General features: G+C 73.6%; 19 protein-coding genes. 15 read left to right on the top strand and 4 right to left on the bottom strand.

What is annotated here, in order from left to right; genetic code table 11:
• The 11 genes from ACNNMR_RS15155 (at window position 1) to ACNNMR_RS15105 (ending at window position 11,412) form a co-directional block, all read left to right on the top strand.
• Window positions 1-1,023, top strand: coding sequence for an ornithine carbamoyltransferase (locus tag ACNNMR_RS15155; RefSeq protein ID WP_419995125.1), 1,023 nt, complete (start codon window positions 1-3; stop codon window positions 1,021-1,023).
• Complete coding sequence (locus ACNNMR_RS15150) at window positions 1,020-2,285, top strand: MFS transporter (RefSeq protein WP_419995124.1); 1,266 nt, start codon at window positions 1,020-1,022, stop codon at window positions 2,283-2,285. Before ACNNMR_RS15155 ends, ACNNMR_RS15150 begins: the two co-directional genes overlap by 4 nt.
• A 110-nt stretch (window positions 2,286-2,395) precedes the next feature.
• Complete coding sequence (locus ACNNMR_RS15145) at window positions 2,396-3,187, top strand: Tat pathway signal sequence domain protein (protein ID WP_419995123.1); 792 nt, start codon at window positions 2,396-2,398, stop codon at window positions 3,185-3,187.
• Between the two features lie 73 nt (window positions 3,188-3,260).
• Window positions 3,261-4,448: an inositol-3-phosphate synthase gene (locus ACNNMR_RS15140; protein WP_419995122.1), complete on the top strand. Its 1,188-nt coding sequence runs from the start codon at window positions 3,261-3,263 to the stop codon at window positions 4,446-4,448.
• Window positions 4,445-5,548 carry an SCO3242 family prenyltransferase gene (locus tag ACNNMR_RS15135; protein ID WP_419995121.1) on the top strand — a complete coding sequence of 368 codons (1,104 nt, stop codon included), beginning with the start codon at window positions 4,445-4,447 and terminating at the stop codon, window positions 5,546-5,548. The genes ACNNMR_RS15140 and ACNNMR_RS15135 overlap by 4 nt, the downstream gene beginning before the upstream one ends.
• Window positions 5,545-6,453 carry a sugar phosphate isomerase/epimerase family protein gene (locus ACNNMR_RS15130; protein ID WP_419995120.1) on the top strand — a complete coding sequence of 303 codons (909 nt, stop codon included), beginning with the start codon at window positions 5,545-5,547 and terminating at the stop codon, window positions 6,451-6,453. Before ACNNMR_RS15135 ends, ACNNMR_RS15130 begins: the two co-directional genes overlap by 4 nt.
• Complete coding sequence (locus ACNNMR_RS15125; RefSeq protein WP_419995119.1) at window positions 6,450-7,100, top strand: EboA domain-containing protein; 651 nt, start codon at window positions 6,450-6,452, stop codon at window positions 7,098-7,100. Before ACNNMR_RS15130 ends, ACNNMR_RS15125 begins: the two co-directional genes overlap by 4 nt.
• Before the next feature lie 40 nt (window positions 7,101-7,140).
• The gene (locus ACNNMR_RS15120) at window positions 7,141-7,998 is read left to right on the top strand and encodes a TatD family hydrolase (RefSeq protein ID WP_420000369.1); all 858 of its coding nucleotides are present in this window, start codon (window positions 7,141-7,143) and stop codon (window positions 7,996-7,998) included.
• A gap of 6 nt (window positions 7,999-8,004) precedes the next feature.
• Window positions 8,005-9,192 carry a metabolite traffic protein EboE gene (gene eboE / locus ACNNMR_RS15115; RefSeq protein WP_419995118.1) on the top strand — a complete coding sequence of 396 codons (1,188 nt, stop codon included), beginning with the start codon at window positions 8,005-8,007 and terminating at the stop codon, window positions 9,190-9,192.
• Entirely contained in the window at window positions 9,189-10,571 is a 1,383-nt protein-coding gene (locus tag ACNNMR_RS15110) for an alkaline phosphatase family protein (RefSeq protein ID WP_419995117.1), read from the top strand. The genes eboE and ACNNMR_RS15110 overlap by 4 nt, the downstream gene beginning before the upstream one ends.
• Before the next feature lie 37 nt (window positions 10,572-10,608).
• Entirely contained in the window at window positions 10,609-11,412 is an 804-nt protein-coding gene (locus ACNNMR_RS15105; RefSeq protein ID WP_419995116.1) for a 4'-phosphopantetheinyl transferase family protein, read from the top strand.
• 70 nt (window positions 11,413-11,482) lie between these two features.
• Here ACNNMR_RS15105 and ACNNMR_RS15100 read toward each other — a convergent pair whose 3' ends face one another.
• Entirely contained in the window at window positions 11,483-12,154 is a 672-nt protein-coding gene (locus ACNNMR_RS15100) for a hypothetical protein (RefSeq protein WP_419995115.1), read from the bottom strand.
• Between the two features lie 214 nt (window positions 12,155-12,368).
• Here ACNNMR_RS15100 and ACNNMR_RS15095 point away from each other — a divergent pair, with 214 nt between their 5' ends.
• Complete coding sequence (locus tag ACNNMR_RS15095) at window positions 12,369-13,154, top strand: ABC transporter ATP-binding protein (RefSeq protein WP_419995114.1); 786 nt, start codon at window positions 12,369-12,371, stop codon at window positions 13,152-13,154.
• Window positions 13,154-15,697: an ABC transporter permease gene (locus tag ACNNMR_RS15090; RefSeq protein ID WP_420000368.1), complete on the top strand. Its 2,544-nt coding sequence runs from the start codon at window positions 13,154-13,156 to the stop codon at window positions 15,695-15,697. Before ACNNMR_RS15095 ends, ACNNMR_RS15090 begins: the two co-directional genes overlap by 1 nt.
• A 92-nt stretch (window positions 15,698-15,789) precedes the next feature.
• Here ACNNMR_RS15090 and ACNNMR_RS15085 read toward each other — a convergent pair whose 3' ends face one another.
• Window positions 15,790-16,779, bottom strand: a complete 990-nt coding sequence (locus ACNNMR_RS15085; RefSeq protein ID WP_419995113.1) for a TauD/TfdA family dioxygenase — start codon at window positions 16,777-16,779, stop codon at window positions 15,790-15,792.
• 179 nt (window positions 16,780-16,958) lie between these two features.
• Here ACNNMR_RS15085 and ACNNMR_RS15080 point away from each other — a divergent pair, with 179 nt between their 5' ends.
• Together ACNNMR_RS15080 and ACNNMR_RS15075 are read left to right on the top strand one after the other, a co-directional pair.
• A complete protein-coding gene (locus ACNNMR_RS15080) occupies window positions 16,959-17,711 on the top strand; it encodes a 4'-phosphopantetheinyl transferase family protein (protein ID WP_419995112.1) in 753 nt (250 codons plus the stop codon).
• A 113-nt stretch (window positions 17,712-17,824) separates the two neighbouring features.
• On the top strand, window positions 17,825-18,286 hold the full coding sequence (locus tag ACNNMR_RS15075) for a hypothetical protein (RefSeq protein WP_419995111.1): 462 nt from the start codon (window positions 17,825-17,827) through the stop codon (window positions 18,284-18,286).
• Between the two features lie 25 nt (window positions 18,287-18,311).
• Here ACNNMR_RS15075 and ACNNMR_RS15070 read toward each other — a convergent pair whose 3' ends face one another.
• Together ACNNMR_RS15070 and ACNNMR_RS15065 are read right to left on the bottom strand one after the other, a co-directional pair.
• On the bottom strand, window positions 18,312-20,177 hold the full coding sequence (locus ACNNMR_RS15070) for a BTAD domain-containing putative transcriptional regulator (RefSeq protein ID WP_419995110.1): 1,866 nt from the start codon (window positions 20,175-20,177) through the stop codon (window positions 18,312-18,314).
• Window positions 20,178-20,288: 111 nt separating this feature from the next.
• Entirely contained in the window at window positions 20,289-20,738 is a 450-nt protein-coding gene (locus ACNNMR_RS15065) for a cytidine deaminase family protein (RefSeq protein ID WP_419995109.1), read from the bottom strand.
• Window positions 20,739-20,760 lie beyond the last annotated feature (22 nt).

Below are 20,760 nucleotides of genomic sequence, written 5' to 3'. Positions count from 1 at the left end.
ATGGCCGTGTTCCCTGAAGACGCGTTCCACGAGGCGCCACCGGTGCGCCATCTGATCTCGGTCGACGACCTGAGCAATGCCGAATTACGGCGGGTCGTGGCCCGCGGAGCCGAGTTCTCCGCGGGCACGGCAGGGCGGCCGCGGCCGCTCGACGGGCTCGTCGCCGGGGTGTACTTCGCCAAGACCTCCACCCGCACCCGTACCGCCTTCTCCTCCGGAGCGCTGCGCCTGGGCGCCTCGCTGCTCACCTACGGCCCCGGCGACCTGCAGCTCAACACCGGCGAGACCACCGAGGACACCGGCCGGGTGCTGTCCGGCATGCTCGACATACTCGTCGCCCGCACCGCGGGCCCCGAGGCGGAACTGCGCGGCTGGGCGGCCCAGCAGCGGATGGCGGTGGTCAACGCGATGACCGCAGAGGAGCACCCCACCCAGGCGCTCACCGACCTCACCACCCTGCAGCGGCACTTCGGCCGTATCGAAGGGCTGCGCGTCCTCTACGCCGGCGAGGGCAACAACACCGCCGCCGCGCTGGCGCTCGCGCTGACCCGCTTCCCGGGCGTCGAGTTCGAGCTGCGCACGCCGCCCGGCTACGGCCTCGCCCCCGACATCGCCGCCAGAGCCGCCCGCTGGGCGGCGACGAGCGGCGCCACGATCACCGAGCGGCACGACATGGACGCGCTGCCCGACGGCTTCGACGTCATCTACACCACCCGCTGGCAGACCACCGGCACCAGCAAGCCCGACCCCGACTGGCGGGACATCTTCGCGCCGTTCCAGGTCAACGCGGGCCTGTGGGAGCGCAGCCCGGGCGCGGTGTTCATGCACGACCTGCCCGCCCACCGCGGCGAAGAGGTCACCGCGGAGGTGCTCGACGGGCCGCGCAGCATCGCCTTCGCCCAGGCGGAGAACAAGCTGCACAGCGCCATGGCGGTGCTGGAGCACGCCCACGCCTCGGAGGCTGGAGCGGACACGCTGCGGCTGCGCCCCGCCGCCGCCCGCGTGCCCGTGGCCGCCCGATGAGCGCCACCGTGCAGCCGGACGCCCCGGCGGTCGCGGCCGAGCCCGTGCCGCTGCGGCGCAACCGCGACTTCCGCATGCTGTGGGGCGGCGCCGGACTCTCCCTGCTGGCCGGCCGCGCCACCGCCGTCGCCTACCCGCTGACCGTGCTGTGGGCCACCGGCTCCCCGCGCGACGCCGGCCTGGTCTCGACCGCGCTGCTGCTGCCGCAGCTCCTGGTGCAGCTGCCCGGCGGAGCCCTCGTGGACCGCTGGGACCGGCGCCTGATCATGCTGCTCTGCGGCCTCGGCCAGGCCCTCGCCGTGGGCACGGTGGCGGCGGCCGTGCTGACCGGCCACATCTGGCTCTGGCTGCTGATCATCGCCGCCTTCGTCGAGGGTACGTTCGGCGTGCTGCACCAGCTCGCCGAAAGAGCCGCGGTGCCCGCCGTGGTGCCGCTCGACCAGCTGCCCGCCGCGCTCACCGGCAACGAGGCCCGCACCCGCGGCGCCTCCATCGCCGGACAGCCACTGGGCAGCGGCCTGCTGGTGATCGGCGCCGCGCTCCCGTACGCGGCCGCCTTCCTAGCCCAGCTCGGCTCCGTGCTCTGCCTCTTCCGCGTCCGCGGCCGGCTGCAGAGCGAGCGCGCCGGGCCGCGCGGGAAGCTCGGCACCGAGGTCCGCGAGGGCCTGCGCTGGATGTGGCGGCAGCGCTTCCTGCGCGCCGTCATGGCCGCCGTCGCCGTGTCCAACGTCCTCTTCCAGGCCCTCAACCTCGCCGTCATGACCGGCATCCAGGACGCCGGCGGCTCCCAGTTCTCCGCCGGCGTGGTGCTGTCGCTCAGCGGCGCGGGCGGCCTGGTCGGGGCACTCTCCGGCGGCTGGTGGCTGCGGCGCTGCCCGCTGCCCGCGCTGGTCATCGGCGGCCTGGCCGTGTGGGCGGTGCTGATGCTGCCGGTGGCCGTGCTCACCGACCCGTACCCGCTCGGCGTGCTCTTCGCGGCCAGCGGCTATGTGGGCGGCGTCTTCAACGTGGCGGGCGGCGTCCTGATCGCCCGCTGCGCCCCCGACCACATGCGCGGCCGCGCCAACTCCCTCGCCATGCTCGTCGGTTCCGGCGCGATGGCGGCGGGCCCGGTGGCCGGCGGCCTCGCCCTGGAGGCGACAGGACCGGCCCGTACGGTGCTGGCGCTCGCCGCCGCGATGGCCGTGACCGCGCTGGTCGCGGCGTGCTCGCCGGGCGTACGCATGGGCCCCCCGACCCCGCCGGACCAGCAGCGGGACTAGCAGCGCGACCAGCGGCAGGACCGTATAGGCCGCGCATAGCGCGCGGCGCGACATTGGACACCGCAAGAGGGAACACCAGCCCGAGCCCGACGTACCGAAGGAGAACCCCGATGTCCCAGCGCACGGTCGACAGGAGAGGCGTCCTCAAGGCCGCCGTGGGCGTGGCCGCCGCGGCCGGCACGGTGACGCTGGCCGGCACCGCGCCGGCGGTGGCCCATGGCCGCGGGCGCCACGAGAAGTACCCCAAGGTGCCGGGCATGGTGGGGGACCGGAAGGCGAATGAGTTCTGGTACCAGTACGACGAGATGTCGTACTACACGCCGACCCCCGAGCTGCAGGCGGCCGTCGGCGCCGTCGTCGCCCCGTTCGGCAAGTTCGAGGAGATCTGGGACAGCTGGCTGAAGCTGTACCAGGGCCGCAAGTACCCGTACAGCTTCGCCGAGCTGCTCGCCCCCAACCGGGACGCGCTGAAGGTCATCTCGGACGCCCAGCGCGAGGTCTTCTCCCGCTTCTACGGCCGCGACCCGCGCGGCCTGGTCTTCGCCTTCCAGGAGTACGGCCAGGGCACGCTGTACGACCCGCGGCGCGGCGAGGGCCAGAAGGTCCACATGATGAACTACACGCCGCCCAACCCCACCCACGCCTACCACCGCTGGCACCCGTTCCTGCGCGCCTTCCAGATCATGGACGTCGACCGCCACTACTGGACGCAGGTGCACCGGCTCGTGGGCACCGCCTGGGAGCTGCAGTCCATCGCCCAGCCGGTGACCGACCGCAACGACAACCCGCACCTGCCCCGCCGCCAGGTCCGCCACGTCACCAACAAGTGGCTGCGCCGCCCGGCCCGCCACTTCGACGCGGCCTTCGCGGTCTTCCCGTACCCGGCCGACATGGGCCGCTGACGACCGCCTGGCCCTCCCGCAATTCCGCAATTCCGCACCTTCGCAACCAGCTCGAGGAAGGCACAGCCCGCCCATGTCCGAAACCGCAGCTTTCGCCCCGTCAACTCCCCGTACCGGCGTCTGGCTGATCGGCGCCCGCGGCTCCGTCGCCACCACCGTGGTGGCCGGCGCGGCCGCGGTGCGGGCGGGCATCGCCTCCCCCGACGGATGCGTCACGGATCTTCCCCCGTTCCGGGACGCTTCCCTGCCGGCCCTCGCCGACCTGGTGTTCGGCGGCCACGACGTCGCCGGCATACCCCTGCCGGCGAGGGCCGGCCACCTCGCGGACGCGGGCGTGCTGCCCGCGGGCATCCGCGGCGAGGCGGTCACCACCTCCCTGACCGCCGCCGACCGCGAGATCCGCGACGGGTCGCGCCGGGCGGGCGAGCCGCAGTCCGCGGCCGCCGCCCGGTACGCGGCCGACATCACCGACTTCAAGGAGCGGCACGGCCTGCGCCAGGTCGTGGTCGTGAACGTCGCCTCGACAGAGCCACTCCCCGAGCCGGACCCGGCGCACCTGACGCTCGCCGCCCTGGAGGAGCGGCTGACGGCCGGGGACGAGGCCCTGCCGGTCAGCTCCCTCTACGCATATGCCGCCTTCCAGGCCGGCTGCGCCTACGTCAACTTCACCCCCTCCGCCGGCGCTTCGCTGCCCGCGCTGGAGGAGCTGTCCCGCGACCGCGGCGTGCCGCACGCGGGCCGGGACGGCAAGACCGGCGAGACGCTGGTCAAGACGGCGCTGGCACCGATGTTCGCGCAGCGCGCCCTGGCCGTCCGCTCCTGGTCCGGCACCAACCTCCTCGGCGGCGGCGACGGCGCCACCCTCGCCGACCCGGCGGCCGCCCGCGCCAAGACCGAATCGAAGCAGCGCAGCCTGGAGCAGACCCTCGGCCACCCGGTGGAGGGCGAGGTCCACATCGACAACGTCCCCGAGATGGGCGAGTGGAAGACCGCCTGGGACCACATCGGCTTCACGGGCTTCCTGGGCGTACGCATGACGATGCAATTCACCTGGCAGGGCTGCGACTCGGCGCTTGCGGCGCCGCTGATCTTGGACCTCGCGCGCCTGGCGGCGCTGGCCGCGCAGCGCGGCGAGCGCGGCGCCCTCGCCGCGCTGGGCTTCTTCTTCAAAGACCCGGCCGGCAGCGCGGAACACAACCTCACCCGCCAGTACGACGCCCTCACGTCCTGGGCGAACGCCCCGGTGGGGGCCCTGCGATGACGCGCGCCGCGCGCTGGCGCTCGCGCTTGCGGGACTACGCCGAACTGGTCCGGGCCCCGGCGGCGCTGACGGTCCCCGGCGACGTGCTGGCAGGCGCGGCGGCGGCCGGTGGCCGCCCGGGTCTGCGCGTGGCAGCCCCCGCGGCGGCCTCGGTGCTCCTGTACTGGGCAGGCATGGCCCTGAACGACTACGCCGACCGCGAGGAGGACACCAGAGACCGCCCGGACCGCCCGATCCCGTCGGGCAGGGTGAGCCCGGTGGCAGCCTTGACGACAGCCACGGCTTTGACGGCGACGGCACTGGCGATAACGGCGACAGCAACAGGCCGCCGGACGATGCTCCGCCGCACCCTGCCGCTGGCAGCAGCGGTCTGGTCGTACGACCTGGGCCTGAAGCACACACCCCTGGGCCCACCGACAATGGCCACGGCCCGAGCCCTGAACGTCCTGCACGCAGCGAGCCCGACCCACCGAGCCCTGCCCGCGGCGGCGTCGGTAGCCGCGCACACGCTGGCGGTGACCCGCCTGAGCAGGCACGAGGTGTCGGGAGCCCCGGGCAGGGAGCCATACACGGCGCTGGCGGTGACAGCAGCGGTGGCTGCTTACGCAGCCTCTCCGGGCGCAATTCCGGGCGCAATTCCGGGCGCAATTCCGGGCGCAGACCGGGCCGCAGCTCCGGGCGCAACTCGGGGCACAACTCCGGGCGCAGGCCGCGCCGCAACTCCGGTGGCAGGCCGGGGCACAACTCCGGGCGCAGCTCCGGGGGCAGCCGGGTACGCAATTCCGGGGGCAGGCGTCCCGCATGGCGGGACGGGTGGGCCCGGGACGTTTCCGGCAGCCGCCAACGCAGCCCGCACCGCGCACTACGCGCGCGCCGCGGCGGCAGCCACCTTCGCCATCACCTGCGCCCAGGCGCAGCTCCGCGCGGCCCACACGCCAAGCCCCGACAGCGTCAAAGCCTCCGTACGCACCGGCATCCACGCCCTGCTGCCCCTCCAGGCAGCCCTCGCCGCGCGAGCCGGCGCACCGGCCACAGCGATCGCCCTCACCACCGCGCTGCCCACCGCCGCGCGCCTAGCGCGAAGGGTGTCCCCGACATGACCACAGACCTCCGCTTCGCCTACGGCACCAACGGCTTCGCCGACCACCGCCTGACCGACGCCCTCCACGTCCTCGCAGACCTGGGCTACCAGGGCGTCTCCCTGACCCTCGACCACCACCACCTCGACCCGTACGTCCCGGACACCGCAGACCAACTCGGCCGCGTACAGAAAACCCTGGCCGCCACCGGCCTAGCGGTAGTCGTGGAAACCGGCGCCCGCTACCTCCTCGACCCGTGGCGCAAGCACCGCCCCACGCTCCTCACGGCCGACAAGGCCGATCGCGCACGCCGCCAAGACCTCCTCCGCCGCGCGATAGACATCGCCTCCGAACTCGGCGCCGAATGCGTACACCTGTGGAGCGGCACCCCCGACCCACAAGACCTCCCGGACGACGGCGGCGTGGACGACCTCTGGCGCCGCCTCGCCGACGGCATCGCGCGGCTGCTCCCCGCCGCCGAGGCCGCGGGCCTCGACCTGGCCTTCGAGCCGGAGCCCGGCATGCTCGTCGCCGACCGCGCCGGCTACCGCCGCCTCACCGGCCTGCTGGGCAAGCCGGACCGGCTGCGACTGACCCTCGACATCGGCCACTGCCGCTGCCTGGAGCCGCTGCCGGTGCCGGCGTGCGTACGGGCATCGGCCGCCGACCTGGCGCATGTGCAGATCGAGGACATGCGGCGCGGCGTGCACGAGCACCTGCCCTTCGGCGAAGGCGAGATCGACTTCCCGCCGGTACTCCGCGCGCTGGCCGACGTCGGCTATCGCGGGCTGGTCTCGGTCGAGCTGCCCCGCCACAACCACGCGGCCACCGAACTCGCCCGCCGCAGCCTGGAGTTCCTGCGCACCACGCAGCAGCAGGCCCATCAACTTCCGCCGCAACAGCCGAGGGAGGCCGTATCCACATGACCAGTCCGACGCTCGCACCCCCCGCCGGCACCGTCCACGACGAGCTGACCGCCCGCACCCTGCGCGAACGCCTCGACTCGGCCCTCCCCGAGCAGCTGCGCGACCGCCTGCACGCCGACCTCGCCGCCGTGGCCGCCCAGGGCCCCGGTGCCCTCGACGACCTCTTCCCCGCGGCCGGGCGCCGCTACGGCCGCGCCCCGCTGCCGGGCTGGGCCGGCTGGTCGGTCCCCGATGCGGTACGCACCCGGCTGCTCGCCGCACTGCCGCTGACCGGCCCCGCCCTCGCCGCCGAAGCCAACAGGCACTACGTGCAGGGCGACGCCGCCGAACGCAGATCGGTACTGCTGGCCCTGCCGTTCCTCCCCGTGGCCGACGCCGCGGTAAGCATCGTCGCCGACGCGGTACGCACCAACGATGCCCGGCTCCTCGCAGCAGCCCTCGGCCCGTACGCAGGCCGTCACCTCGACCAGGAGAGCTGGCGCCAGGCAGTGCTGAAGTGCCTGTTCACCGGCGTCCCCCTGACCCGCGTGGACCGGCTGCACGACCGCCGCGACGCCGAACTCGGCCACCTGGCCCAGGGCTTCGCCGCCGAACGCAGAGCCGCCCACCGCACCGTCCCCGACGACCTGTGGCTCATAGCAGCCTGACCCAAGCACCCACCCGTATTCCGCCCGGAGGCCGATGGCCATGCGCATCTTCGACCCGCACATCCACATGACGTCGCGCACCACCGACGACTACCGCGCCATGCACGCCGCGGGGGTGCGCGCGATCGTCGAGCCCGCGTTCTGGCTCGGCCAGCCGCGCACCTCGCCGGGCAGCTTCGCCGACTACTTCGACTCGCTGCTGGGCTGGGAGCCGTACCGGGCCGCGCAGTTCGGGATCGCGCACCACTGCACGATCGGCCTGAACCCCAAGGAGGCCAACGACCCGCGCTGCACGCCCGTACTCGACCTGCTGCCCCGCTATCTCGCCAAGGACGCGGTGGTCGCCGTCGGCGAGATCGGCTTCGACTCGGCGACCGCCGCCGAGGAGCACGCCTTCGCCGCCCAGCTCGACCTCGCCGTCGCGCACGGCCTGCCCGCGCTGGTGCACACCCCGCACCGCGACAAGGCGGGCGGCACCCGCCGCTCCCTCGATGTGGTCAGGGCCAGTGGCATCGACCCGGCCATGGTGGTGCTCGACCACCTCAACGAGGTCACCGTCCGCGAGGTGGCCGGCACCGGCTGCTGGATGGGCTTCTCCATCTACCCGGAGACGAAGATGACGCCAGAGCGGATGGTCGCCCTGCTCATGGAGTACGGCACCGAGCGGGTGCTGGTGAACTCCGCCGCCGACTGGGGCCACAGCGACCCGCTGCTCACCCGCGCCACCGGCGAGGCGATGCTCGCCGCCGGCTTCGACGAGGACCAGGTGGACCGGGTGCTGTGGCGCAACCCCGTCACCTTCTACGGGCAGTCGGGCCGGCTGGAGCTCGCCGACGGCACCGGGGCGCAGGCCGCCGGCCTGTACGCCGGCAACTCCATCGCCCGCGGCGGGAGCTGAGCCGGAATGAGACTGACCCACCGCGACGGCTCCACCGTCCACCTCGCGTACTGCACCAATGTGCACCCGGCGGAAACCCTCGCCGGCATCACGGCGCAGCTCGACGACCATGCCGTACGGATCAGGAGCGAGCTCGCGGCCCCCCGCCTCGGCGTCGGCCTGTGGCTGCCCGCGGCCGCCGCGGCCGAACTCGCCGCCGACGAAGCCGCCGTCAAGCGGCTGCGCGGCGAGCTGACCGACCGCGGCCTGGAGACGGTCACCCTCAACGGCTTTCCGTACGGCGGCTTCCACGACCCGGTCGTCAAGCACGCCGTGTACCACCCGGACTGGAGCGAGCCCGCCCGCCTCGACTACACCCTGAACCTCGCCCGGGTGCTGGCCGCGCTGCTGCCCGACGACGCCGCCCGCGGCTCCATCTCCACGCTGCCGCTGGGCTGGCGGCACACCGCGGCCGAGCCGTGGACCCCGAACCGGTGGCGCGCCGCGCAGCGCCAGCTGCACGCGCTGACGACCGGCCTGAAGCAGATCGAGGCCGACACCGGCCGTACGATCCGCGTCGCCTTCGAGCCCGAGCCGGGCTGCGCCGCCGAGACCCTGGGCCAGGCCGCCGAGCTGCTCGTCGGCACCGACCCGGGCTATCTGGGGCTGTGCGTCGACACCTGCCACCTGGCGGTGGCCAACGAGGAGCCGGCGCCCGCCATCGCGTATCTGCGCTCCCGCGGCGTGCCCGTGGTGAAGCTGCAGGCCTCCGCCGCGCTGCAGGCCGACCACCCGGCCGAGCCCGCGGTCCGTACCGCGCTGGAGAGCTTTGTCGAGCCGCGCTTCTTGCACCAGACCAAGGAGTCCCGGGAGCCGGGCCGGATCACGGCCGCCGCCGACGACCTCGACGAGGCGCTGGCCGGGAAGCTGCCCGGTGAGGCGCCCTGGCGGGTGCACTACCACGTGCCGCTGCACCGCGAGCCGGAGCCGCCGCTGCGCAGCACCCGGCCGGTGCTGCGCGAGACGCTGCGGGCGCTGTACGACGACGAGCACCCGGTGTGCGACCACTTGGAGGTCGAGACGTACACCTGGTCGGTGCTGCCCGAAGCGCACCGCCCCGGCACCGCCGGTGAGCTCGCCGCCGGCATCGCCGCCGAACTGTCCTGGACGGCGGCCGAACTGACGGCACTCGGACTGCGGCAGGAGTCGGAATGACGAACAACGGCGCCCCCGTCGCGGTCCTGTGCACCGTCGGCCTCACCCCCAGGGTGCTGGCCCATATGCCGCATGTGCGGGCCATCGGCGAAGCAGGCTTCACCGCCCGCCTCGACACCGTCTTCCCCGCCGTCACCGGCAGCGTGCAGGCCACCCTGACCACCGGCCTGCTGCCGCGCGACCACGGCGCGGTCGGCAACGGCTGGTACTTCCGCGACCACGGCGAAGTGATGATGTGGCGGCAGCACAGCGGCCTCGTCGCGGGCGAGAAGGTGTGGCAGACCGCCCGCGCCCGCGACCCGCACCACACCTCCGCCTATCTGTGCTGGTGGTGGGCGATGGGCGCCGGCGCCGACACCGTCCTCACCCCGCGCCCGGTCTACCACTACGACGGCCGCAAGTCCCCGGACTGCTATACGGTCCCGGCCGGACTGCGCGACGAACTGACCGCCCAGGGCGGCGAGTTCCCGCTGTTCAACTACTGGGGCCCGACCGCCTCGATCCGCTCCACCCAGTGGATCGCCGGCGCCGCCCGCTATGTGGTCGACACCCGCCGCCCCGACCTGACCATGATCTATATCCCGCACCTCGACTATGACCTGCAGCGCTACGGCCCCGACAGCCCGCAGGCGGTACGCGCCGCCCGCGACGCCGACGCCGCGCTCGCCCCGCTGCTGGCGGAGCTCAAGGACCGCGGCACCACCATCGTGGCCCTCAGCGAATACGGCATCACGCCGGTGCACCGGCCCGTGGACATCAACCGGGTGCTGCGCCGCGAGGGCCTGCTGAAGGTGTACGCCCAGCGCGGCATGGAGTACCTCGACCCGTACACCTCCCGCGCCTTCGCCGTCGCCGACCACCAGGCCGCGCACGTCTACGTCGCCGACCCGGCGGACGTCTCCCGGGTGCAGCAGGTGCTGAAGTCCGTGGCCGGCGTCGACGAGGTGCTCGGCCGCGAGGAGCAGGCGAACTACGGCATCGACCACCCCAACGCCGGAGACCTGGTGGCGGTGGCCGAGCCGGACGCCTGGTTCACCTACTACTACTGGCTCGACGACCAGCGGGCGCCCGACTTCGCCCGCGGCGTCGACATTCACCGCAAGCCGGGCTACGACCCGGCTGAACTGTTCTTCGACCCGGCGGTGCCGGCGGTCAAGGCGAAAGCCGCGCTGGCAGTGCTGCGGAAGAAGGCCGGGATGCGGGCACCGCTCACGGTGGTGCCCACCGATCCCGGCTGCGTGAAAGGCAGCCATGGACGGCTGCCACAGGACGACCGGGACGGGCCGCTACTGCTGTGCTCCGCCCCGGCGTACGAACGGGTCCGCTACCACGCCACCGAGGTGAAGGACTTGCTCCTGCGCCTCAATGGACTGGCATGAGACCGGCCGTGCCCACAGGAGAACGAGAGGAGGGCAGATGGGACTCGGACACATCGACCATGCAGCGGACCTGGGAGACGTGCGTGTCCCGGCATCGGCGATCGCGGCGGTGGACCGGCTGCGGACGAAGGGCGAGGTCCACGTGTGGTGCTGGCAATTGCGGCAGCGCACGGATCCCGGCGACTTCGACCTGCTGGATGAGGTGGAACGCGGCCGGGCCTTACGGTTCCGGCTGCCGGAAGACGCCGCGGCCTTCACCAGGACCCGGGCGGGCGCACGGCGCGCCGTCGCCCGGCTGCTGGGTGTCCGGCCGGATGAGGTACGTATCGGCCGCCGGGTGTGCCCCGGCTGCGGCGACCGCGAGCACGGCCCGCCGGCCGTGGTGCGGCCGCCGGTGCCGCTGGCGGTGAGCCTGTCCCGTACGTCAGGACGCGGAGTCCTGGCGGTCGGGGCGGGGGACTGGATCGGAGTCGACATCGAGGCGCTGCGGCCGGTGGAATTCGGCGAGCTGTCCGAGATGGTGATGGCGCCCGAGGAGCGTGCGCACCTGATGGCGCTCTCCGAGGGCCCGGAGCGCACGGCGGTGTTCCACCGCTGCTGGACCCGGAAGGAAGCCGTCGTGAAGGCGGCGGGGGTGGGCCTGCTGGGCATGCCCCTGCACCGGATGGACGTGCGTCCTGCCGAGGCCCGGCCGGTGACGGTGAGCCATCTGCACCACGGCGAGCTCACCCGCTGGCAGGTGCGCGACCTCGACCTCGGCGACGACTGGGCGGCGGCGCTCGCCCGGCCGCTGGACGGCAGCACACTCGGCCCGGTGATCCGGCATCCGGAGGCTGACTGAGGAGGAGAGGTGCCATGAGAAAGCCGCCGGCCGGCCACGCGAAGTGGCCGGCCGGCGGCTTCTTTTTGATTCAGGAGCGGCGAAGTCTGACGGCCAGCGCGACGGCCGCCGCGGCCCCCACGCAGGCGTAACCGGCCACCACCCACCAGGCGGGGGCACGCCCCGCCGTCAGCCCGTGCACCAGGGAGGCGATCCAGGCGAGATACGACAGGCCGTGCAGCAGCCGGAAGGGGCGGATCCAGCGGCGGGCCGCGAAGATCCCGCGCCACAGGCCGACCGCGGTGGCCGCGACGAAGAGCAGCGCCGCCAGCGCGCCGAGCGCCACCAGCTCGTCGCCGTAACCGAAGACATCCCCGGGAGCCACCCGCCCGGCCGCCGACTTCACCGCTATATGCACCACCAGGAAGACGAGCCCGGCGAGCCCGGCCGCCCGGTGCGCGTGCTGCAGCCAGGTGCGCAGCGTGGCCGGCAGCAGCCGGCGGAAGGTGGTGGCCAGGCCGAGCGTCACCGAGCCGGTGAGCGCCAGCAGCGCGCCCACCCCCGCGTAGAGGTCGGCCAGCTCCCGCAGCCGGCCACCGGCGAGCGCGCCGACGGCCACCGCGGCCCCGCAGGTCAGCGCGCCCGTGGCGAGCACGCGTGGCCCCGGCGGCGGGGAGATGGGCGGTCCGGAGCGGCGGGGGCCTGCCGGGGGTGTCGCGGCCGGCTGCGGTCTGGTTACGGGGACGGTGCCGGTGTCGGTCATCGCGGGCTTCCTTCGCTCGGGTTCGCTTCGGCGACTGCGTCGCGCCCAGGCTTCCGGACCGCCCCACACGCCCCCTATATCGCGGAGCCGCCCGATATGGGGCGGATATAGACCGCTGCGGAAAGGTCACGGAGTGATGCGCATCTGCCCGCAGGAAGGCGGTAGTTGCGCCCCAGCACCCCCCACCGACGTATAGAGAGGAATGGGCGGCGCAATGATGACCGAGACAGGCAACAGGACCGCGCAGCGCACCACGACCGGCACCACCCAGGGGTCCGCGGTGCGGCTGGACGCCGTCACCAAGGAATACGGCAAGGGCGGCCGGGCGGTGCGGGCGCTTGACGGTGTGTCGGTGTCGATCGCACGCGGTTCCTTCACCGCCGTGATGGGGCCCTCCGGCTCCGGCAAGTCGACCTTTCTGCACTGCGCCGCCGGCCTGGACAAGCCCACCAGCGGCTCCTCCTACATCGCCGACACCGAGCTCAACGGCATGAACGAGACCGAGCTGACCAAGCTGCGCCGCAAGCGCGTCGGCTTCGTCTTCCAGGCCTTCAACCTCGTGCCCGCGCTGACCGTACGGCAGAACATCGAACTGCCGCTGCGGCTCGCGGGCGACCGCCTCGGCCGCGACTGGCTGAACGAGATCCTGCAGCGCGTCGGCCTCTCCGGCCGCGCCACGCACCGCCCGGCCGAGCTGTCCGGCGGCCAGCAGCAGCGCGTGGCCATCGCGCGGGCGCTGATCACCCGGCCCGATGTGATCTTCGGTGACGAGCCGACCGGCGCGCTGGACACCGTCACCGCCAAGGAGGTGCTGTCGCTGCTGCGTTCCTGCGTGGACGGCACCGGCCAGACGGTGGTCATGGTGACGCACGACCCGATGGCCGCCTCGTACGCGGACCGGGTGCTCTTCCTCGCCGACGGCCGCATCGCCGGCGAGCTGTACTCCCCGACCGCCGACGCGGTCGCCGAGCGGATGACACACCTGGGGGCGTGGGCCTGATGCTCCGGTACGCACTGCAGACGCTCCGCGCCCGAAAGGGCGGCTTCATCGGGGCATTCCTGGCGCTGTTCTGCGCCGCCGCGCTGGTGACCGCCTGCGGCATCCTCCTGGACACCGGGCTGCGCGGCACCATCGGCACCGAGCGCTTCGCCGGCACGCCGGTGGTGGTCGGCGGCGACCAGAACGTCCACCAGACCACGATCAAGGAGAAGAAGGGCAAGAAGAAGGTCAAGCACAAGGCCAAGCCGCTGGCCGAGCGGGTCTGGCTGAAGGAGTCCGAGATCGGCAAGCTGCGCGGCGTCGAGGGCGCCCGCGCCGTGATCCCCGAGGTCACCTTCCCGGCGTCCGCCGTCGCCGACGGGCAGGTCGTGCCCGGCGTCGACGACAAGCCCAGCTACGGGCACGCCTGGGACTCCGCCGCCCTCACCCCGTTCAAGATCACGGACGGTACGGCGCCCAAGTCGGACCGGGACGTCGTCATCGACAGCGAGCTCGCCGGGCGGGCCGGGATCAAGCCGGGCCAGAAGCTGACCGTGCAGGCCACGGGCGCTCCGCAGGAGTACCGCGTCGCCGGCATCGCCACCGCGACCGGCGGCGAACTGAAGCAGCAGACCTCGATGTTCTTCGCCACGGCCGAGGCCGAGCGGCTCTCCGGCCGCCCCGGCCAGGCCGCCGCGGTCGGCCTGCTGCCCAAGAAGGGCGTGGACGGCGACGAGCTCGCCGCCCAGGCCGAGAAGGCCCTGGCCGGCACCAAGGCGCAGGTGCACACCGGCGGCGAGCGCGGCCCGGCCGAGTTCCTCGACGCCTCCAAGGCGCGGGTGAAGCTGGTCAGCATGGGCGGCGCCATCGGCGGCACCTCGCTGCTGGTCGCGGTCCTCGTCGTCGTCGGCACCTTCGCGCTCAACATCCAGCAGCGCTACCGCGAGCTTGCCCTGCTGCGGGCCGTCGCCGCGACGCCGAAGCAGGTGCGCAAGCTGATCGGCCGCGAGGCGCTGTTCGTCGGCGCCGCCGCCGGGGCGCTCGGCTCGATCGCCGGGCTGCCGGTGGCGTACTGGCTGCACTCGAAGTTCATCGACTTCAAGGCCATCCCGGAGACCCTCGAAATGACGGTGAGCGTCTTCCCGTTCTTCGCCGCCATCGGCGCCGCGCTCCTCGGCGCCTGGGCCGCGGCGCGGCTCTCCGCCCGGCGTACGGCCCGTATCCGGCCCGCGGAGGCGCTGTCCGAAGCGGCCATGGAACAGCGGCACTTCGCCTGGGGGCGGCTGCTCGCCGGGCTGCTCGTCCTTGCGGGGGGCATCGTGCTGCTCGCCGTCCTCAGCATGCTGCACACCGAACCAGCCTCCTCGCCGGTGACGTTCCTCTGCGTCGTCGTCCTCTCGGTGGCCGTGTCCCTGCTGGGTCCGGTGCTGGTACGGGCGGCCGTCGCCGTGCTCGGCGTGGTGCTGCGCAGCTCCCGGGTCGGCGGCCACCTCGCCGCCGCCAACGCCCGCGCCGGCGCCCGCCGGCTGGCCTCCGCCGTCACCCCCCTCGCCCTGCTCGTCGGCATGGCCTGCACGGTGCTGTTCGTGCAGACCACCATGGGCGGCGCGTCGACCGCGCAGGCCCGGGACGGCAACCGCGCCGACTGGGTCGTCGCGGGCGGCGTCGGGGTGCCGGACGAGGCCGCCGACAAGCTGCGTGAGGTGTCCGGCGTCTCCGCGGTCACCCAGGTCGTGCAGTCCCAGGTACGGGTCGGCCTCGACAAGTACCCGGTCCAGGGCGTCAGCGCCGAAGGGCTCAGCCGCACCTGGGACCCGGATGTGGTGGAGGGCAGCCTGAAGGGCTTCGGGAACGGCAGCATCGCGGTCAGCGAGATCGCCGCCGACCACCACAAGCTGCACCCGGGGTCCACGCTCAAGCTCACCCTCGGCGACGGCACCGTGAAGAAGCTGAAGGTCGCCGCCGTCTACTCGCGCGGCCTCGGCTTCGGCGACATGACGCTGTCCCACGAACTGCTCTCCCGCCACGTCGACAACCCGCTGTCCTCTTCGGTGCTGGTGAAGGGCACGGCCGACCGCGAGCAGCTCGCCGCGGCGCTGAAGGGCTTCCCGGGCCTCGGCGTGCTCGACCGCGCCCAGGTCGACGACGTACGGGCCGAGGTGGCGCAGTCCAACGCGGAGGTCAACTACGTGGCGATGGGCCTGATCATCGCCTTCACCGCCATCGCCGTCGTCAACACCCTGTGCATGACGGTCTCCGACCGCAGCCGCGAATTCGCGCTGCTGCGGCTGGTGGGCACCACCCGGCGCCAGGTGATGGGGATGCTGCGGATCGAGTCGCTGCTGGTCTTCCTCATCGCGGCGGTCCTCGGTACGGCCATCGCCTTCGCGGTCCTGACGGCGTTCAGCATCGGCATGACCGGCGCCGCACAGCCGTCGGTGGACCCGCTGATGTACGTGGGCGTGCTCGGCTTCGCCGCGGTGCTGGCGCTGCTGGCCACGCTGGTCCCCGGCCGCTTCGCCATGGGCGGCCGCCCGGCGGATGTCATCGGCTCGCGCGAGTAGGACCGCGCCCGGGCCGTACGCGCCAAAGGGGCCGGCCCCCGGGGAGATTCCCCGGGGGCCGGCCCCTTGCGCTGCCGCCTGGCGGCTCGGCCTCAGCCGAGCACCGCCCCGCCGCCCGGCCGGTCGACGCGGCTGCGGCGGTGGTCCAGGTGCGCGTACACCCGCTGCAGCCACCGGTCGGTGCCGTCATAGCGCGGCGTGAACGGCGTCCGGCCGTGCACCGCCATCCGGTTGTCGACCACCGCGAGGTCGCCGGCGCGCATCTCGTGCGCCGACAGCACCGCCGCGAAGGCGTCCCGCAGCTCCGCCATCGCCTGCCCGGCCTCGTCGTCGAGGGGGTGGGTGGCGGCGAAGTCCACCAGCACGTTCGGGTCGTCCTGGGCGCCGTTCAGCACCGCGTGCGCGGGCGTCACCCCGTCCAGGGTCCCGAAGGACGGCGGCGGCTCGGTGATGAAGCGCGGTGCGGCGAGGATGGCGCGGGCCCGGTCGGACACCAGCGGCAGCGCCCGCCGTATCGACGAGGTGGACAGCCGCGCGAGGCCGCCGGGATCGCCCCGTACGCACAACAGGCCGACATAGTCCGGGCGGTTCTCGTGGAAGGCGTTCTCCACGTGCATCTCCAGCTGCACGGAGCCGGCGTTCGACTGCTGGGCCTCCTGGCCCGGCACCGGCACCACGTTCTGCACCAGCGCCCCGGTCTTCTCGTTACGGAACGCGATGACTTCGCCGAGCTGCAGCATCGCCATGGTGACGAGTGCGGCGGCGGTCGTCGGGACGCGCTCCACGGAGCCCGGCACCGACGGCGTGGGCGGCAGCGCGGAGTCCGGCGGCACCGGCAGGTCGCGCACCAGCAGCACCCCGTCGCCTCCCGGGTCGTGCCGGAAGGTGCGCAGGGCCGCGAGCAGCCGTCGCGGCAGCATGGCCGAGGCCTCGCGCGCGGCCTCCAGCCAGCGCGGATCGTCGATCCGGCCTGGCGGTACGGCGGTGAGTCCGGCGGCGACGCCGGCGAGTTCATCGTGCTCGGCCCCGGTCAGCGCGAAGGTCTGCGGGGCGGATACGGACAGCGTATGCGGAAGGGCCATGGGTGAATTCCTCAGCTTTTTTAGGCAGGCCATTGCTCCGCGGCAGTCTCTGCTCGGCGGCTATGGCCCCCCTATCGGAGAAATCCGGCATAGAGGGCTCATAGCGCGCGAGCGCACGCTACTGGTGCGGGCACTGTGCCCGCGTATCGCCGGCCCCGGGGGAGGAAGGAGAAAGTGAGGTGACACGACTGCCCGCAGAAGAGGCTCATGTCTGGTGGTGGCCGACGCAGGAGCGCATCGCTCCCGAGGACCTGGCGCTGCTGGGAACCGACGAGTTCCACCGCGCGCTGTGCCTGCTGCAGGAGGCGGACGCGGCCGCGTTCACCGGCACCCGGGCGGGCGTACGGCGCGCCGTCGGCGCCCTGCTCGGCATGCCGGCCGAACGGATCGGCATCGACCACCACGCGTGCGGCCGCTGCCGGTCCCGCTCGCACGGCCCGCCCCGGCTGACCGGACCGGCCGCGGGGCTTGCGCTCAGCATGTCCCGCACCGCCCGCTGCGCCGCCGCCGCGGTCGCCCCCGACGGGCGCATCGGCATCGACGTGGAGGCGCTGCGCCCGGTGCGTACCGCACTGCTCGCCGACTCCGCGCTCACCGAGTCCGAGCGCCGGCACGTCCTCGCCTTAGCGCCGGGACCCGCCAGGGACGCCGCCTTCCACCGCTGCTGGACCCGCAAGGAAGCCGTGGTGAAGGCGAGCGGGGTGGGCCTGGCCGGCACCGAACTGACCCGGCTCGAAGTGCATCCGGAGCGCTGGGGCCCGCTGCGGGTGCGGCATGTCTTCGAGGGCCGGGCCACCGCGTGGCTGGTCCAGGACCTGCCGCTGTCCCCGGCCCTGGCCGCCGCGCTGGCCCGCCCGGCGACGGCCCAGGGGCCGGTGCGGCTGCATCCGCCGGTGGATGCCGAAGTACGCGTGCCCGTCCAGTCCTTGTAGCCGTCCGACCGCGCCAAGTCCTTGTAATCGCCCGACCGCGCCAAGTCCTCGCAATCGTCCGACCGCGCCAAGTCCTCCGAGAAGGGATTCCGTACGCCATGACCGTGCAGACCATGGAAAGACCGCGCCTCAGCACAGCGGACCTGATCGCCTACCACGTGCAGCTCTCCGAACTCGCCGACAGCGCCGACCCGGGCCCTGCCGCCCCCGGCGGCTGGGAGCAGCGGGAGCGGCTGCGGGTGTCGACGTGGGTCCGGCACGCGTACGACAACCCGCTCTCGCCCGCCGTGTTCTCCGCCCCCGCCGGCGAGGCCGTGCGCGAGCTGCAGCGCAGCCTCGCGGCCGGCCTCGCGGACCGGATGAGCGGCACCGGGCACGGCACCATGCCCTCGGCCGAGGTGCGGGCGATGGCCGCGGTGGGCGCCATGTGGGCGATCACCACGGAGGCGCTGCTGCGCGAGGACCGGCTGCCGCGGGAGCGCCTCGTACGGGAGGTGTGGGCGCTGGTGCGCCAGACCATCGCCCCGCCAGAGCGCCCCGGCCCGCGGTTTGTGCGGGCCAGGGGCTCCTGGTAGTCGTCCTCGGTGGTCATCTGAGCGGTCACCTGACCGCCGCCGCGTGGGCGGGCATCCGGGCGGGGACGTCGGCCGGGAGCGGGGACGGCATCTTGGTGGCGGCATCCGCCACCGCGCCGGGCACCGCGCTGGAGGGCAGCCCCGCCGCGTACAGCCGGATCAGCTCGTGCCAGCCGTACAACGGCCGCTCCGCGCCATCGAGTCCGGCCGCGGTGAGCAGCGCGGCGTCGGTCAGATACTCCAGCACCGCCTCCGTCTCCGCCTCGCCATCGCCCAGGGCCGCGGCGGCCGCGGTGGCGGTGAACGGCCCCACCGGACCCCAGTCGCCGAGCCGCGCCAGCGCCGCCCGTCCCGGCTCGTCCAGCCGCCGCAGGGAGGCGGCGAAGCTGCGGTCGACGGCCAGGTCGCCGAAGGCGAGTTCGCGCAGCCGGGTGCCGCTGGGGGCGAGCCGGGCCGCCAGCCTGGCGGCCGGCCAGTGCGGCCGGGCCGCCAGCCGGGCGCCCGCGATCCGCAGCGCGAGGGGGAGTCCGGCGCAGTACGCGACCAGGTCGTCCGCCGCGTCCGGGTCGGCCTGCAGCCGATCCGCGCCGGCGACCTGCGACAGCAGCCGGAACGACGCCTCCCCGCCCAGCGGCCCGAGCGGCACGGTGTGCGCGTCCGCGACGCCGGCCAGCCGCGACCTGCTGGTCACCAGCACGGCCGCCTCCGGCCCGGCGGGCAGCAGCGGCGCCAACTGCCCGTCACCCGCGGCGTCGTCGAGCACCACCAGCAGCCGGCGCCCGAAGGTGCGGGTGCGATAGCAGCGCACCAGATCGTCGAGCCCGGCGGGCGTCGCCGGCTCGCCCAGCGCCTGCAGCAGCGTGCGCAGCACCTCACCCGGATCCTTCGGCCGGCCGTCCGGATGGCACAGCTCGGCGAAGAGCCGCCCGCCCGGATAGTGCCCGGCGGTCTCTTCCGCGGCCCGTACCGCAAGCGCGGTCTTGCCCACCCCGGCCATGCCGGTGACCAGCAGCCGCCGGCCGCGCCCGGCACCGTCGGCCAGAATGCGGGTCAGGTCGCCGAACTCACGGTCCCGCCCGGCGAAGTCCTCGATGGCGGCAGGGAGCATCACCGGCTCCCCGGTGGGCGGCGCGGAGTGCGCGCTGCTACGGGCCCGGAGCGCGAGTCGCCCGTCGAGCGCGGCCTGGTACGTATCGCCCAGGTCCTCACCGGGGTCCACGCCGAGCTGCTCGGCGAGCAGCTCACGGCCGTCGTAGAAGGCCTGCAGCGCGTCGGCCTGCCGCCCGCACCGGTAGAGCGCCGTCATCAGCTGCGCCCGCAGCCGCTCCCGTACCGGGAACTCGGCCACCAGACCGGTCAGTTCGGAAACGATCTCCTCATGCCGCCCGAGCGCGAGATCGGCGTCCACCCGGCTCTCCAGCGCCAGCATCCGCGCCTCTTCCAGACGCGGCCCCTCGGCCTCCAGCAGATGATCGGTCACATTCGCGAGGGCGGGGCCGCGCCAGAGGTCGAGCGCCTCGCGCAGCAGCGTGCCGGCCCCCTCGTACTGCCGCAGCTCCAGCGCCTTCCGCCCGGACCTGGCCAGCCGCTCGAACTCCTCCAGATCCACCCGGCAGCCCTCCGCCCGCAGCAGATAGCCCGGCTGGCGCCGGGTGATCTCCACGGTGTCGCCGAGATGGGCGCGCAGCCGCGACATATAGGTATAGATCTGCGCCGCCGAAGTGGCGGGAGGATCCCACCCCCACAACAGCGTCCTGAGCCGCTCATCGGAGATCACCCGCCCGCGGGCAAGCAGCATCGCCGCGAGCACGGTGTGCACCTTTGAGCCGGACAGCTCGACCCTGGTCCTTCCGCGTCTGGCCTCAACGGGCCCGAGAAGTGAGAAGTCCATGTGGTAACCCCCGTTCCGACAGGTAGGCAAGGTGCCTGACCCAGAAACTAGGGATGACCGCTATCCCGGCTTTATCGCCGCGATAAGCACCGCGATAAGCGCGGCCCTCGGCTACACCGGATCCGAGGCAGCTGTGGCCTGTGTGCCTGCTTGCGGGTCCCAGACGGCGCCGAGAGGCATCAAGTCTTCGATGCGTACGCTCCTGACCCCCTCGGAGGTCGGCAGGATGACGCGGATGCCCGGGTGGTAGTCGAGGAGCACCTGCCGGTCCCGCCCGCAGGGCCCGACGGGCCCGCGGCCGCCGTCGCCCACCGCGACGATGGCGGCGAGCTCGCGCGCCCCTGACGCGCGGGCATGCCCGAGGGCGACGAGCTCGGCGCAGGGGCCGCCGGTGAAGTGGTAGAGGTTGATCCCGCCGAAGACCCGGCCGTCGGCGGCCCGGACCGCGGCGCCCATGGTGTGCACCCCCCGCTCACCGTCGCCGTGGTCCGCCACGATCTGCCGGGCATGCTCGACCAGCTCATGATCCGCCGCCGTCAACTCTTCACTGGGGATGCGCATCGCCGCAGCGTAACCTCCCCTC

Origin of the sequence: Streptomyces boninensis (assembly GCF_048572725.1) — a bacterium.
In the GTDB taxonomy this organism is placed as follows: domain Bacteria; phylum Actinomycetota; class Actinomycetes; order Streptomycetales; family Streptomycetaceae; genus Streptomyces; species Streptomyces boninensis.
This window is presented reverse-complemented; position numbering and strand designations above follow the sequence as displayed.

Bases quoted from the DNA above. Each gene is read 5' to 3' on its own strand.
- ACNNMR_RS15155 (WP_419995125.1), top strand. From the start codon at position 1: ATGGCCGTGTTCCCTGAAGACGCGTTCCACGAGGCGCCACCGGTGCGC.
- ACNNMR_RS15150 (WP_419995124.1), top strand. From the start codon at position 1,020: ATGAGCGCCACCGTGCAGCCGGACGCCCCGGCGGTCGCGGCCGAGCCC.
- ACNNMR_RS15145 (WP_419995123.1), top strand. From the start codon at position 2,396: ATGTCCCAGCGCACGGTCGACAGGAGAGGCGTCCTCAAGGCCGCCGTG.
- ACNNMR_RS15140 (WP_419995122.1), top strand. From the start codon at position 3,261: ATGTCCGAAACCGCAGCTTTCGCCCCGTCAACTCCCCGTACCGGCGTC.
- ACNNMR_RS15135 (WP_419995121.1), top strand. From the start codon at position 4,445: ATGACGCGCGCCGCGCGCTGGCGCTCGCGCTTGCGGGACTACGCCGAA.
- ACNNMR_RS15130 (WP_419995120.1), top strand. From the start codon at position 5,545: ATGACCACAGACCTCCGCTTCGCCTACGGCACCAACGGCTTCGCCGAC.
- ACNNMR_RS15125 (WP_419995119.1), top strand. From the start codon at position 6,450: ATGACCAGTCCGACGCTCGCACCCCCCGCCGGCACCGTCCACGACGAG.
- ACNNMR_RS15120 (WP_420000369.1), top strand. From the start codon at position 7,141: ATGCGCATCTTCGACCCGCACATCCACATGACGTCGCGCACCACCGAC.
- eboE (WP_419995118.1), top strand. From the start codon at position 8,005: ATGAGACTGACCCACCGCGACGGCTCCACCGTCCACCTCGCGTACTGC.
- ACNNMR_RS15110 (WP_419995117.1), top strand. From the start codon at position 9,189: ATGACGAACAACGGCGCCCCCGTCGCGGTCCTGTGCACCGTCGGCCTC.
- ACNNMR_RS15105 (WP_419995116.1), top strand. From the start codon at position 10,609: ATGGGACTCGGACACATCGACCATGCAGCGGACCTGGGAGACGTGCGT.
- ACNNMR_RS15100 (WP_419995115.1), bottom strand. From the start codon at position 12,154: ATGACCGACACCGGCACCGTCCCCGTAACCAGACCGCAGCCGGCCGCG.
- ACNNMR_RS15095 (WP_419995114.1), top strand. From the start codon at position 12,369: ATGATGACCGAGACAGGCAACAGGACCGCGCAGCGCACCACGACCGGC.
- ACNNMR_RS15090 (WP_420000368.1), top strand. From the start codon at position 13,154: ATGCTCCGGTACGCACTGCAGACGCTCCGCGCCCGAAAGGGCGGCTTC.
- ACNNMR_RS15085 (WP_419995113.1), bottom strand. From the start codon at position 16,779: ATGGCCCTTCCGCATACGCTGTCCGTATCCGCCCCGCAGACCTTCGCG.
- ACNNMR_RS15075 (WP_419995111.1), top strand. From the start codon at position 17,825: ATGGAAAGACCGCGCCTCAGCACAGCGGACCTGATCGCCTACCACGTG.
- ACNNMR_RS15070 (WP_419995110.1), bottom strand. From the start codon at position 20,177: ATGGACTTCTCACTTCTCGGGCCCGTTGAGGCCAGACGCGGAAGGACC.
- ACNNMR_RS15065 (WP_419995109.1), bottom strand. From the start codon at position 20,738: ATGCGCATCCCCAGTGAAGAGTTGACGGCGGCGGATCATGAGCTGGTC.